Annotated in this window: 8 protein-coding genes; all 8 read left to right on the plus strand. The window is 72.0% G+C overall.

The features are described from left to right. Positions 1–484 precede the first annotated feature (484 nt). The 8 genes from KUM32_RS34455 to KUM32_RS34490 all read left to right on the plus strand — a co-directional run bounded on the left by KUM32_RS34455 (position 485) and on the right by KUM32_RS34490 (position 13,648). Complete coding sequence (locus KUM32_RS34455) at positions 485–2,347, plus strand: ABC transporter ATP-binding protein (RefSeq protein ID WP_217145853.1); 1,863 nt, start codon at positions 485–487, stop codon at positions 2,345–2,347. Continuing rightward, on the plus strand, positions 2,347–4,185 hold the full coding sequence (locus KUM32_RS34460; RefSeq protein ID WP_217145854.1) for an ABC transporter ATP-binding protein: 1,839 nt from the start codon (positions 2,347–2,349) through the stop codon (positions 4,183–4,185). The genes KUM32_RS34455 and KUM32_RS34460 overlap by 1 nt, the downstream gene beginning before the upstream one ends. A 3-nt stretch (positions 4,186–4,188) precedes the next feature. Beyond that, complete coding sequence (locus KUM32_RS34465) at positions 4,189–5,763, plus strand: class I adenylate-forming enzyme family protein (protein WP_217145855.1); 1,575 nt, start codon at positions 4,189–4,191, stop codon at positions 5,761–5,763. 243 nt (positions 5,764–6,006) lie between these two features. Next, the gene (locus KUM32_RS34470) at positions 6,007–9,339 is read left to right on the plus strand and encodes an alpha-L-rhamnosidase (protein ID WP_217145856.1); all 3,333 of its coding nucleotides are present in this window, start codon (positions 6,007–6,009) and stop codon (positions 9,337–9,339) included. Positions 9,340–9,527: 188 nt separating this feature from the next. After that, on the plus strand, positions 9,528–10,577 hold the full coding sequence (locus KUM32_RS34475) for an endonuclease/exonuclease/phosphatase family protein (RefSeq protein ID WP_254406540.1): 1,050 nt from the start codon (positions 9,528–9,530) through the stop codon (positions 10,575–10,577). A 96-nt stretch (positions 10,578–10,673) separates the two neighbouring features. Next, positions 10,674–11,021, plus strand: a complete 348-nt coding sequence (locus KUM32_RS34480; protein WP_217145857.1) for a DUF1330 domain-containing protein — start codon at positions 10,674–10,676, stop codon at positions 11,019–11,021. Positions 11,022–11,072: 51 nt separating this feature from the next. After that, entirely contained in the window at positions 11,073–12,083 is a 1,011-nt protein-coding gene (locus tag KUM32_RS34485) for a LacI family DNA-binding transcriptional regulator (protein WP_217145858.1), read from the plus strand. Between the two features lie 152 nt (positions 12,084–12,235). Further along, positions 12,236–13,648, plus strand: coding sequence for an ABC transporter substrate-binding protein (locus KUM32_RS34490; RefSeq protein ID WP_217145859.1), 1,413 nt, complete (start codon positions 12,236–12,238; stop codon positions 13,646–13,648). The last annotated feature ends 31 nt before the right edge of the window (positions 13,649–13,679 follow it).

A 13,679-nucleotide genomic window follows, 5' to 3' on the forward strand; every position in this document is an offset into this window, starting at 1 on the left:
TGATTTCACACCTCCGAGGCAGACTTTCGTTTTTCTCGGAAAACAAGTACCTTCCATGCCACGGCAAGCCCGCACCCATTGCACGGCCACGGAAAATCCCGATGACGTACACCTGAACCCCGCACCACGACGTCACCGATACGCCCCCCTGAGCAGGGGAGATGCCCGTCGGGCGCGGCGCACCGCGCCCCCGGCCACGCCTCCTCACCGCCCGCCGGGTGATCACGTACCGGTCTCGGTCCGTGGCCGGCGCTTTACTCGGCCTCCCGCACGCGGCACGCCCGCGGAACGCGTCGGAGGGGGTCAGCGCTTGCCGTGACACCCCGCCGACGGCCCGGCGACACCTTTGGGCCGAGCCGGGAAAACCCTGCGCGTCGGGTCCCGGAATTCGAGAAACATGGCCGAAAACCATGAGCCGATCGCTTTTTCCGGACCGTGCCGGTCCTGACGCGACCCGACCACCGACCCCTGAGAAGGAGTGCCGATGACCGCCGAGACCGTCCTCGAGGGGAAGGATCCGGCCGACACGGCGGGCCCGGGCGGCGCCACGTCCGGAACCGGAGGGCACGACAGCGTGCCCCGCTGGCTGTTGGCGCAGATGCGGCCGTTCCGGCCGTACATCGCCCTCCACCTGACGGGCAGTCTCGTCTGGCAGTCGCTGAACGCGGCCATCCCCCTGGTCGTCGGCCTGGCCTTCGACGCGATCCTCGACCACAGCGGCACCGCCCCCGACTTCGGTGCCTTCCACGCCGTCGTCGTCGGCCTGCTGGCGCTCGTGGTCGTCCGGGCGGTGGGCGGCATCGTGGCCACCTACTGCCTGGAGTCCTTCGCCAGCGGGCTGGAACGCGAGGCGCGCGCCCAGGTGTTCGCCAGTCTGCTCCGCAAGAGCCAGGGCTACTTCAACCGGCGCCGGGTCGGTGATCTGTCCGCCCGCGCCACCGGCGACGCCGAGTCGCTGAACCTGATGGTGTCGCCCGGCTTCGACATGGCGGTCGACCTGGCCCTCAACGTGCTGATGCCGATCGTCTTCGTCGCCCTGGTCGATCCGCGGCTGCTGCTGTCCCCGGTCGCCTTCGTCCTGCTGTTCGCGGTGGCCCTCGTCGAGCACGGTCGGCGCCTGGAGCCCGTGTCCGACCTGGCCCGCGAGCGCTTCGGCGACATGACGGCGCAGGCCACCGAGAGCATCGCCGGGGTCGAGGTGGTCGAGTCGACCGGCGGCGTCGACCAGGAGCGCCGCCGGTTCACCGAACTGGCCACGGCCTACCGCGACGCCTCCGTGCGCCAGATCCGCACCCAGGCGCTGTCCCTGCCCCCGCTGCTGCTGACCCTCGCCACCGCGGGCGCCCTGGTGCACGCCGTGGTCCTGCTGCGCGGGGGCTCCCTGAGCATCGGGGAACTCGTCGCCGTACTGGGCTTGATGGGCACCCTGCGGGCCCCCACCCAGCTCGCCTCCTTCAGCATCGGGCTCATCTACCTCGGCATGGCCGGAGCCCAGCGCATCAAGGAGGTCGTCGACGACCCGGACGGCGAGGACGAGCAGGACGGCCGGCACGCCGGGCCCGTCACCGGCGACGTCGCCATGGAGCACGTCACCTTCGGTTTCGAACCCGGCAAGCCGGTGCTGTCCGACGTGTCGTTCCGGGTGCCACCGGGCACCACCGTGGCCGTCGTCGGCGCCACCGGAAGCGGCAAGTCCACGCTGCTGAACCTGCTGAACCGCACCTACACCCCCGACGAGGGGCGCGTCCTGATCGACGGGGTCGCCACCACGGACTGGGCCACCAGGTCGCTGCGCTCGCAGATCGCGGTCATCGAGCAGGACGTGGTGCTGTTCTCCCGCACCATCGCCGAGAACCTCGCGCTCGGCGCGGAGAGCGGAGCGGACGACCGCGCCAGACTGGAAGCCGCGGCCCGCACCGCCCAGGCCCACGACTTCATCACGGCGAGCGAGCACGGCTACGACACCGTCCTCGGCGAACGCGGCGTCACCCTGTCCGGCGGACAGCGCCAGCGCCTGGCCATCGCCCGCGCGCTGGTGGCCGACCCCCGCGTCCTCGCCGTGGACGACGCGACCAGCGCCGTCGACGCCGCGACCGAGCACGAGATCCAACGCGCCATGCGGCAGGCCTCGGCCGGGCGCACCACGTTCCTCGTCACACCCAGGCTGTCCCGTATCCGTGCCGCGGACCACATCCTCGTCCTGGACGCCGGCCGGATCGTCGGCCAGGGCAGCCACGAACAGCTCCTGCGGGACTGCTCGTTCTACCGCCGGATCTTCGCGCCCTATCTGGACGAGCCGGCCCCCACCGACCCGCGCACCGTGGGTGCCGAGGAGGAGAGCCACTGATGGCGCACTTGCTGGAGGGCATCGACGCGGACGGCTACGACCGCCGCTACCGGGACCGCGAGCTGGCCCGCCGTATCGCCCCGTACTTCCGAGGCAGGGGCGGCACGGTGGCGTTCGTGGCCGTCGCCGTGGTCGTCGCCGCGGCGGCGGGCAGCGCCGTGCCCCTGCTGCTGGCCAGGACCGTCGACTCGGCCCTGGGCGACGACGGCGACGGCCGGGTCGCCTGGCTGGTGGCGGCCGTCCTCGCCGCGGGCACCGTCGCCTGGTCGTTCACCTACCTCCAGGAGCGGATGGCCGGGACCCTGATCAGCGACGTCGTCCTCAGCCTGCGCCGGCGCGTGTTCGAGGCGGCCATGCGGCAGGACATGACCTTCCACGACACCCACGCCACCGGTGTCGTGGTCAGCCGGGTCACCAACGACACCCAGGCGTTCGCGACGCTGGTCAGCCTGGTGCTCAGCCTGCTCGGCCAGGTACTGATGATCGTCATCCTGCTGACCTCGCTCTTCCTGATCAACGTGGGGCTGGCCCTGGTGACGTCCCTCGTCGCCGCGGTCGTCGTCGCCGTCAGCCTGGCCTTCCGCCGCGCGGCGCGCAGCGCCTCCCTGCGGCAGCAGGAGGCACTGGCCGAGGTCAACGGCTATGTGCAGGAGACCCTGCGCGGCATCAGCGTGGCGCGCAACCACAGCCACCAGCAGGCCGCGCAAGCCGGACTCGACGAGGTCAACCACCGCTGGTTCCGGGCGAGCGTGCGGCTGAACCGCATGTTCAGCGGCATCTTCCCGCTGCTGATCTCGCTGACCGGGCTGGGCACGGTCGCGGTGGTCCTGGTGGGCGGCCACGGCGTGGACTCCGGCAGTGTCTCGGCGGGTGAGTGGGTGCTGTTCCTGGAGGCGCTGGCCCTGTTCTGGTCACCGCTCACCAGCATCGCCTCCTTCTGGAGCCAGCTCCAGCAGGGTCTGGCCGCCGGGGAAAGGGTCTTCGCGCTCGTCGACCGCGAACCCGCGGTGCGCCAGCGCGACCACCTCCCCGTGCCACGCCTGCGCGGCGAGATCACGCTGCGCGACGTCCACTTCGGCTACGACCCCCGGCACCCCGTCCTCAAGGGCGTGAGCCTGACCGTCCCGGCGGGCCGCACCGTGGCGCTCGTCGGTCACACCGGCGCCGGCAAGTCCAGCCTGGTCCGGCTGATCACGCGCGCCTACGAGTTCCAGGAGGGCGGCATCGAGGTCGACGGACAGGACGTGCGCACCCTGGACGTCGAGCAGTACCGGCGCTGCCTCGGCGTGGTGACGCAGACCCCGTTCCTCTTCTCCGGGACGGTCGCGGACAACATCGCCCGCGGACGGCCGGGCGCCACCCGCGACGAGGTCGAGGCCGCCGCACGCGCGGTGGCGGACGGCGACTGGCTGGCCCAGCTCCCGCAGGGCCTGGACACCCCCACCGACGAGGGCGGACGCAACCTGTCCACCGGTCAGCGGCAGATCGTCGCCCTGGCCCGGGTCTTCCTCCAGGACGCGCCGGTGCTGATCCTCGACGAGGCCACGGCCAGCATCGACCCCCTGACGGAGGCCCAGATCCAGGAGGGCCTGGACGCCCTCGCCAAGGACCGCACCACCATCGTCGTCGCCCACCGGCTGCCCACCGTCCGCAAGGCCGACACGATCGTCGTCGTCGACGACGGACGCATCACCGAGGAGGGCGACCACATGACCCTGCTCGCCCGCGACGGCGCCTACCGCCGCCTGTACGACAGGTACTTCCGCCACCAGCGGCCCGACGCCGACCCCGCCGACGACCCGCGCCCCCTGTCCGCCGCCGCCGAGAGGAAGGCGTGAGCGATGCCCACCACGTCCGGCACCGGGACGGTGCCCGTTCCCGGGACCCTCGACCACCTGCTCGACAGCGCGGCCCGCGCCCGCCCGGGCGCCGTCGCGGTGCGCTGCGGGGACGCCGTCCTCACCTACGGTGAGCTGCGCGAGCGGGTGCGCGCCACCGCGCGCCACTGGAACCGGCTCGGCCTCACCCCGCACGGCACGGCGGCCCTGCTCCTGGACAACACCCCCGAATGCGTCGTCGCCTTCCTCGCCGCCGCGCGCCTCGGAACCCGCCTGGTCCCCCTCGAACCCGGCACGACCCGTCCCCAGCTGGCGGCCCTGCACGGTGCGTTGGGCACCCTCTTCGTCGCGGCACATGGGGCGAGGCTCCGCGCGCTCGGCGACGGCGGGGAACAGGACCCGCTCGACGGCTGCGTCCTCGTCCCCGTGGACGAGCCCGACGGCGCCGGGGGCCGGCCCGCACGGCAGGGCGCCGCCCGGGAGCCCGGCGGTGACGAGCCACCGGCCGCCGCCGCGCCCGACGCCCCCTTCCTGTACCAGTACACCTCCGGCTCGACCGGGGAGCCCAAGGCGGCCGTCCACACCCAGCGCAACCTCGTCAACGGCGGCGAGATCTACACCCGCGCCTACGGCGTCACCGACGAGGACCGTGTCCTGGCCGCCGTACCGCTGCTGCACTCCTTCGGCATGGTCGCCGGGCTGGTCACCGCGCTGCGGGCCGGGGCGCAGCTCGTGCTCCTCGGCCGCTTCGCCCCCGCACGGCTCCTGAGCGCCCTGGACGAGCACGCCTGCACCGTGCTGGTCGCCGCCCCCATGGTCTACGACCTGACGACACGCGCGGCCGTCGGCTCCCGCTCCCCACGGCCGGCGCGCGCCCTGCGGCTGTGCCTCTCCTCGGGAGCCGCCCTGCCACCGGCCGTGGCACAGCGGGTCAGGGAGCGGCTCGGACTGGACGTCCATCAGGTCTACGGCTGCACGGAGGCCGGAGTCATCGCCGCGCACCGGCCCGAGGACGGCCAGGGTCCGGACCGCGGTGTGGGCCGTCCCCTGCCCGGCGTCCGGGTCCGCGTCGTCGACGCGCACGGGCAGGAGGTGCCGCGCGGCGAGGAGGGGGCGCTGCTGGTCCGTACACCGGCGATGTTCACGCACTACCTCGGCCACCCCGAGGCCACCCGGTGGGCCCTGCGCGACGGCTGGTACGCCACCGGCGACGTGGCCCGCCTCGGCCCGGAGGGCCATCTGCACCTGGTCGGCCGCAAGGACTCCTTCATCAACGTGGGCGGCAAGAAGGTGAACCCCCTGGAGGTGGAGCAGGTCCTCCTCGCCCACCCGTCGGTCGTCGAGGCGGTGGTCTGGGGCGAGGAGACGGGTGACACCGGGGAGCGGGTCCGGGCCACCGTCGTCGCCCGCGCTCCGTTGCCCGCGGCGGAACTGACGTCCCACTGCAGGACCCGCCTCCTCCCCCACCAGGTGCCCACCATGGTCGACTTCGTCTCCGCACTGCCGAAGAGCTCGCTGGGCAAGATCCGCCGCGCGGCGGTACGCGCCGCACCGGGCGGCGACGGCGACCGCCCGTAGGGGCGCCGCGGCCCGCGCCGCGCGACGGCCGCGGGCCGGGCCGGCCCCCCGCCTGGTGGCGTTTTGAATCGATAAACACGAGCGCGCCCCCTGCCCGTCCCGCGATCGGAGTCGTCGCGATCGATCCCGTCAGATCCGTTGCCCCTCCCGCCGTCAGCTCCTATGGTTACGTCGCTCCCCCCGATTGAATCGTTCAAATCAATCCGCACACACGGCTGACCCGCTGACGCGTCAGGGAGACACATGGCATCTCACACCTCCCCGTCAAGACCCCCGAGGGGCGGGTCGAGGGGACGACTGCTCGCCTGGGGCACCTGTCTCGCGGTGCTCGTCGGCCTGGTGATGTCACCGCCGGCCGCCACCGCCCCGGCATCCGCCGCACCCGTCGTGGGCGGACTGACGACCAACGGGCGTGTCGATCCCCTCGGCATCCCCGGTCAGGACCCGGTCTTCGGCTGGCGGACCGAGTCGGCCCGGCGCGGCGTCACGCAGACCGCGTACGAGATCAGGGTCGGTACCTCACCGCGCGCCGCCGACGTGTGGCGCTCGGGCCGGGTCGCCTCCTCCCAGCAGGTGGACGTGGCCTACGGCGGGCCGGGCCTCAGGTCCGGCACCCGGTACCACTGGAGCGTCCGGGTCTGGGACGACAGGGGCACCGCGAGCGGCTGGAGCGCGCCGGCCTGGTTCGAGACGGGGCTGCTCACGGCGGACCACTGGGGGGCGGCGGCGTGGGTGGGCAGACCGGCCCCGTCGTACCGGAGCTGGACCGACTACGAGGCGACGCTGGAGTTCAAGCTCAACAGCGAGGCCTTCGGCACCTTCCTGCGCGCCCAGGGACCGGACGACGCCTACATGTGGCAGATCAACGTGGGCACCTCGGGCTCCTCCGTACCCCACCTGGCCCCGCACCGCCGGGTCAAGGGCGCGTACACCAAGCTCGCGGCGGTCGACCTGCGGCCCTTCGGCTTCACCCGGGACGCCCTGCTCGCGGGGACTCACAAGGTCACCTACGCTCTGGCCGGCGACACCGTCACCACCACCCTCGACGGTGTGGTCGTCGACACCCGGACGGTGACGGACTTCGACCACGGCCGGGTGGGGTTGCGCACGCACGGCTCGGAATCGGCCACCGTCACCGCGCTGAAGGTCACCGAGCCCGACGGCACGGTGCTCGCCGAACCAGACTTCACGAGCAACCCCTTCGGCTCGGGGACCTTCAGCGGCCGGCAGGTCACCGTGACGGGCGGCACCGACGCACTCCTCGTCCTGCCCCGGGACCACGAGCCGCTGCTGCGCACCGGCTTCACCACCGTCGCGGGCAAGACCGTCAGGAGCGCCCGGATCTACGCCTCGGCCCACGGCGTCTACGAACTGTCCCTCAACGGCCGCAAGGTCGGTGACCAGTTCCTGGCGCCGGGCTACACCGAGTACGCCAAGCGCGTCCAGTCGCAGACCTACGACGTGACGGACCTGGTCCGGGCGGGCGGAAACGGGTTCGGCGCCAGGCTCGGAGACGGCTGGTGGGCCGGGAAGGTCGGGCTCGCTGGCAAGGGGCAGTACGGTACGGACCTGGCGCTCGTCGCGCGGCTGAGGATCACCTACGGCGACGGCAGCGTCCAGTGGGTGGACACCCATGACGGCTGGAAGTGGGCGCCGGGCCCCTTCGTGGTGACGGACAACCAGCTCGGAGAGACCTACGACGCGCGCCACGAGCGGCCCGGCTGGGACCGCGCCGGCTTCGACGACTCCGCCTGGGAGCCGGTCGTCGTACGTCCCTCCGACACGGCCAGGCTGTCACCGCAGCCGGACGAGCCGGTACGACGGACCCAGGTCCTCGACACCGTCGCCGTCACCCGGCCGGGCGGCGGCGTGACCGTGTACGACCTGGGGCAGAACATGGTGGGCGTGCCGCGGGTGAGGATGACCGGCGAGGCCGGCCAGACCGTCCGGATCCGCCACGCCGAGGTGCTCAACCGGGACGGCACGATGTACACGGCGAACCTCCGGTCCGCCCTGGCGACCGACTACTACACGTTCGCCGCCGACGGCACCGTCACCTACCAGCCGACCTTCACCCAGCACGGCTTCCGGTACATCGAGATCTCCGGACCGGTCCGGTCCCCCGCCGCGGCGGACGTGCAGGGGGTCGTCCTCGGCTCCGACCTGCCCGCGACCGGAACGCTGCGCACCTCCGACGCCATGCTCGACAAGCTCGTCAGCAACGTCTCCTGGGGGGCCCGGGGCAACTTCCTGTCGATCCCCACCGACACGCCCGCGCGCGACGAGCGACTGGGCTGGACCGGCGACATCGGCATCTTCGGCCCCACCGCCGGCTACTTGAGCGACACCCGCGCCTTCCTCGGCAAGTGGATGCTCGACGTGCGCGACGAGCAGAAGGACGACGGATCGATCCCGGCGGTCGTCCCGTCGACCAACGGCGCGTTCGACGCCAGCGGCGTGGGCTGGGAGGACGCCGTCATCACGGTGCCCTACTCGGTGTACCGGGCCCACGGTGACACCCGCATCGTGCGGGACAACTACGCCGCGATGAAGAAGTTCTTCGACCACGCCCGCAGCAGCGCCGGCGCCGACCTGCTGGAGACCGGCCGGACCACCTTCTTCACCGGTGACTGGCTGCACCTCGACGATCCCTCCGACCAGGGCGTGATCGGCACGGCCGTCTGGGCGCAGGACGTGCGGATGATGGCCGAGATGGCGCGTGCCGTCGGCCGCGACGCCGAGGCGGACGAGTACGCCGGCCTCCACCAGGACGTGCGGCGCGCGTTCACCCACGCCTACGTGGCCCCGGACGGCACGGTGCTCGGGAACTCGCAGACCGGATACGCCCTCGCCCTCGGCATGGACCTGATCACCGATGCGACGCTGCGGGTGAAGGCGGGCCAGAAGTTCGTGGCCAAGCTGGCCCGGACGGACAACCACCTGCGGACCGGCTTCATCGGCACCCCCTGGCTGCTGCCCGCGCTGTCCGCCATCGGCCGGGACGACCTGGCCTACACGCTGCTCCTCAAGGAGGACTACCCGTCGTGGGGTTATGAGATCAAGAACGGCGCCACCACGGTCTGGGAGCGCTGGAACTCCATCCAGCCCGACGGCTCCTTCGGGCCGGTGGACATGAACTCCTTCAACCACTACGCCTACGGGGCGGTCGCCGACTGGATGCACCAGCACATCGGTGGCCTCCGGATCGACGCCCCGGGGTACCGCAGCAGCGTCGTCGAGCCGCGCATCGGAGGGGGTCTGACGTCGGGAGAAGGACGCCTCCGGACCGTCTACGGACTCCTGTCGAGCGCGTGGCGGGTGACGGACGACGGTCTGACGATGAAGGTCACCGTGCCGGTCAACACCACGGCGCGGGTCGTCGTCCCCTCCGACCACCGGCACGCCGTCACAGAGTCCGGGAGGCCGCTCGACGCGGTGGCCGGCATCCGCGAGGTCGCCCACGACGAGGCCGGGCGGGCGACCGTGGTGACGGTCGGGTCCGGCACCTACACGTTCCGGGTGGCCAAGACCTCCGTACCGTCGGCCGGGACCGGCACGGGGTCCTCGACGCCGTAGCGTTCCGGCGGCCCGGCCGAGCAGGCGCTCCGGGGGCCGGCGCGGAGGCAGAGGACCCGCTCTCCTCCGCGCCGGCCCCCGTGCGCGTCGACGGCCCGGCCTCCGTCCGACCACCGGTGGCCCCGTGCGGAACCCGGTCCTCGCGTCCACGCGTCCTGACGGGCGAGGACCAGGGACGGGATGTGACGATGGAACGGACGGGCCGCGTGACGTGGGTGGGCCGGGTGACGTCGGTGGTACGGGCGGCACCGCCGCGGTGGGCGCGGCGCCCGGCGTGGACGCGACGGGCGGGCGTGCGGGGCGAGTCGGCCTGGACGCGGGGCCGGGCGCTCGCCTCGTCCGCCGTACTGACGGCCGCCCTGCTGGAGTTCCACGGCGCGGTCCCCAACACCGCCGTCGGGCTGGGCAGTCTGCTGGAGTCCTTCCTGCCGTGGCTGGGCCTGGTGGTCGTGGCACTGCTCGTCCTGGCGCTGCTGCGCCGTTCGGCCCTCGCGCTGGTGGCCCTGCTCCTGCCGGTGGCGGCCTGGGCGCACCTCTTCGGCCCGCTGCTCCTGCCCGCGCCGGGCTCCGGCCCCGACGACCTGGTCGTGGTGCAGCACAACGTCAGCGACGAGAACACCGACCCGGCGGGCACGGCCCGTGCGCTGGCCGCTGCCGAGCCCGACCTCATCGCGCTCCAGGAGCTGGTGCGTCCGGCGCTCGACGTGTACGCGAGAACGCTCGCGCCGCACTACCCGTACCGGGCGGTCCGGGGCACGGTCGGGCTCTGGTCGAAGCATCCGCTCACCGGCGACCGGTCGGTCGACATCGAACCGCGGGGCATCGCGCAGGAGTGGCGTCGCGGACTGCGGGCCGCGGTGCGCACGCCGCGCGGTGAGATCGCCGTGTACGTCGCGCACCTGCCCTCGGTCCGCGTCGGGGCGGGCGGCCTCGCGTCCTCCTGGCGCGACGAGAGCGCCGCCCTGCTGGGCAGTGCCGTCGCGGCCGAGGAGCTGAGCACGGTGATCCTGCTGGGCGACCTCAACGGCACGGTCGACGACCGCGCGCTGGATCCCCTGACCACACGGCTGAACGTGGCGGAGCGGGGCGTCGCCCTCAGCTTCCCCGCCGTCTTTCCGCTGGCCCGCATCGACCAGGTCATGGCCCGCTCGGCGACCGTCGGTCACGTCCGCACCCTGCCCGCCACCGGCAGCGACCATCTGCCGTTGATCGCCCGGGTCTCCTGTCCTCGCCTCTGACCCCCGCCACCGGTCCTTACCTCCGACGTCATCGACCGGGGGACGGCCCTGCGGCAGGATCGGGCGTGCCGAAGCCCCTCCGACCGGAAGGACGTCATGTCCGCCTACGCCATAGCCCACTTGCGGGAAGCCACGCCGCACCCGGAGGTCGCCGAGTACATCGACCGCATCACCGCCACCTTCGAGCCGTACGGCGGCCGCTTCCTCGTGCACGGTGCGCGGCACGAGGTGAAGGAGGGCGACTGGCCGGGGGACGTCGTCATGATCGGCTTCCCCTCGCTCGACCGGGCGCGGGCCTGGTGGGACTCCGACGAGTACCAGGAGATCGCACCGCTGCGCTCGCGGCACATCAAGGGGGACATCATCCTGGTGCCGGGCGTGCCCGAGGACTACGACCCCTCGGACACCGCCCAGGCCCTGCGGGAGTCGCTGCCCCCGCGGTGACCCCGAACCGGCACGCAAGCCCCTTGCATCGCTTGCGCTAGTCTTGCGTACGTGACGCGACGACTTGCTCAAGTAGCGAAGAAGGTTGGGGTCAGCGAGGCCACGGTCAGCCGGGTCCTCAACGACAAACCCGGAGTCTCGGAGGCGACCCGGCAGTCCGTGCTGAGCGCGTTGGACGTGCTCGGTTACGAACGCCCGACGCAGCTGCGGGGCGAGCGGGCCCGGCTGGTGGGGCTGGTGCTCCCGGAGCTGCAGAACCCGATCTTCCCGGCGTTCGCCGAGGTCATCGGTGGCGCGCTGGCCCAGCAGGGGCTGACCCCGGTGCTGTGCACGCAGACCAAGGGCGGCGTCTCCGAGGCCGACTACGTCGAACTGCTGCTGCAGCAGCAGGTGTCCGGAGTGGTCTTCGCCGGCGGCCTGTTCGCGCAGGCGGACGCCCCGCACGACCACTACCGGCTGCTCGCGGAACGCAACATCCCCGTGGTCCTCATCAACGCCTCCATCCCGGACCTCGACTTCCCGTGCATCGCCTGCGACGACGCCGTGGCCGTGGAGCAGTCCTGGCGGCACCTGGTCTCCCTCGGCCACGAGCGCATCGGCCTGGTCCTCGGCCCCTCCGACCACATCCCCTCCCGGCGGAAGCTGGCCGCCGCCCGGGAAGCCGCCGGCGCCACCGGCCGGGAACTGCCCGAGGAGTTCGTCGAACGGTCGATGTTCGCCCTGGAGGGCGGCCAGGCAGCCGCCACCCGACTGCTGGAACGCGGAGTCACCGGCATCATCTGCGCCAGCGACCCCCTCGCCCTCGGCGCCGTCCGCGCCGCCCGCCGGCGCGGACTCGCCGTACCCCGCGACGTGTCCGTCGTCGGCTACGACGACTCCGCCTTCATGACCTGCACCGAACCCCCGCTCACCACCGTCCGCCAACCCATCGAGGCCATGGGCCGCGCCGCCGTCGACCTGCTCTGCACCCAGATCCAGGGCAGCGAGGTACCCCACAGCGAGCTGCTCTTCGAGCCCGAACTCGTCGTCCGCGGCTCCACCGCACAGGCGGCGGCCCGGTAACGGAATCCCCGCCGTCTGCGGTCCACTGTCACACAATTACGAAATCAGCGCGAGATATTGCGTCCCCTTGTTCACGGTGGTTGAGTGAGCGGCGCCCCGCAACGCATCGGCGGTGGGGCGCCTTCCACGTTCATGCCCGAAGGGGACCACCCATGAGAAGTGCTCGGTTCCGCCGTACTCGCCGTGCCGGCGCCATCACGCTCGTCTCCGCTCTCACCCTGACCGCTCTGGCCGCCTGCGGCACGAGCAGCAGCGACGACGGCGGTTCCGAGGGTGGCAGTGGGTCCTCCGACCCGGCCGCTCCGCTGGACCCGAAGACGAAGGTGACGATCACCATCGACTGCATGCCCCCGGCGGCGAAGGCGGCCGAGCTGGAGGAGTGGAAGGAGGACGTCGAGGAGTTCAACAAGACGTACCCGAACGTGACCGTCGAGGGCCGCTCCACCCCGGGCCAGTGCCTGGAGCCGCCGCGCTTCACGGCGATGCTCAAGGCAAAGTCGCAGCCCGACGTCTTCTACACGTACTTCACCGACCTGCCCCAGGTGCTGGACAACGACGGCGCCGAGGACATCACCGCGTACGTCAACGACAAGACGGTCCCGCTCCTGAAGGACATCGACCCGGACGTGCTGGGCTCGCTCAAGCACGAGAACAAGCTCTACGGCCTGCCCACGAGCAACTACACGATGGGCCTGCTGATCAACCGGAAGCTCTTCGAGAGGGCCGGACTCGACCCGGACGCCCCGCCGCGCACCTGGGACGAGGTCCGCACCGCCGCCAAGAAGATCGCCGGCCTGGGCGACGGAATCGCCGGCTTCGGCGAGTACAGCGCGGGCAACACCGGAGGCTGGCACTTCACCGCCCAGATGTACAGCCTCGGCGGCGAGGTCGTGGACGCGAGCGGCAGGAAGGCGGCGTTCAACGACGAGCTGGGCAGGCAGGTCGCCGAGAACCTCCACGCCATGCGCTGGGAGGACGAGAGCATGGGCAAGACCCAGCTGCTCAAGTGGGGCGACCTCCAGAAGCAGATCGCCACCGACAAGCTCGGCATGTTCCTCGCCGCACCCGACGACATCACGTACATGGTCCAGCAACTCGGCGCCGACTACGAGAACTTCGGGATGGGCCCGATCCCCGGCGGGAAGAACACCCTGGCCGGCGGCAACAACTACATGATCAAGAAGGGGATCTCCCCCGACAGGATCAAGGCCGGCATCGCCTGGCTGAACTTCCAGAACCTCACCGTCGGCGAGGGCCAGTTCAACTGGGCCCGCAAGAAGGCCGACAAGCTGCCGGTCGGCCTCCCGCAGCCCAACTTCTGGCTGAACGAGTCGAAGGCCAAGGACGACGCGGCCCGGGTCGAGCACGCCACCATGCCGGTCGCGAACTTCAGGACGTTCATGGACAACCCGGTCCCGGGCAAGGCCGAACCGCCGAAGGCGCAGGAGGTCTACAAGGTCCTGGACAACGTGATGTCCGGCATCCTCACCAACGAGGACGCCGACATCGACAAGCTGCTCTCCACCGCCGAGCAGCAGGTCGACCAGGTCCTGGCCACGCAGTGACCGGCTCCCTCGGGGGGCGGGCCGCATCGCC

It is taken from the genome of Streptomyces sp. AC627_RSS907 (assembly GCF_019049165.1).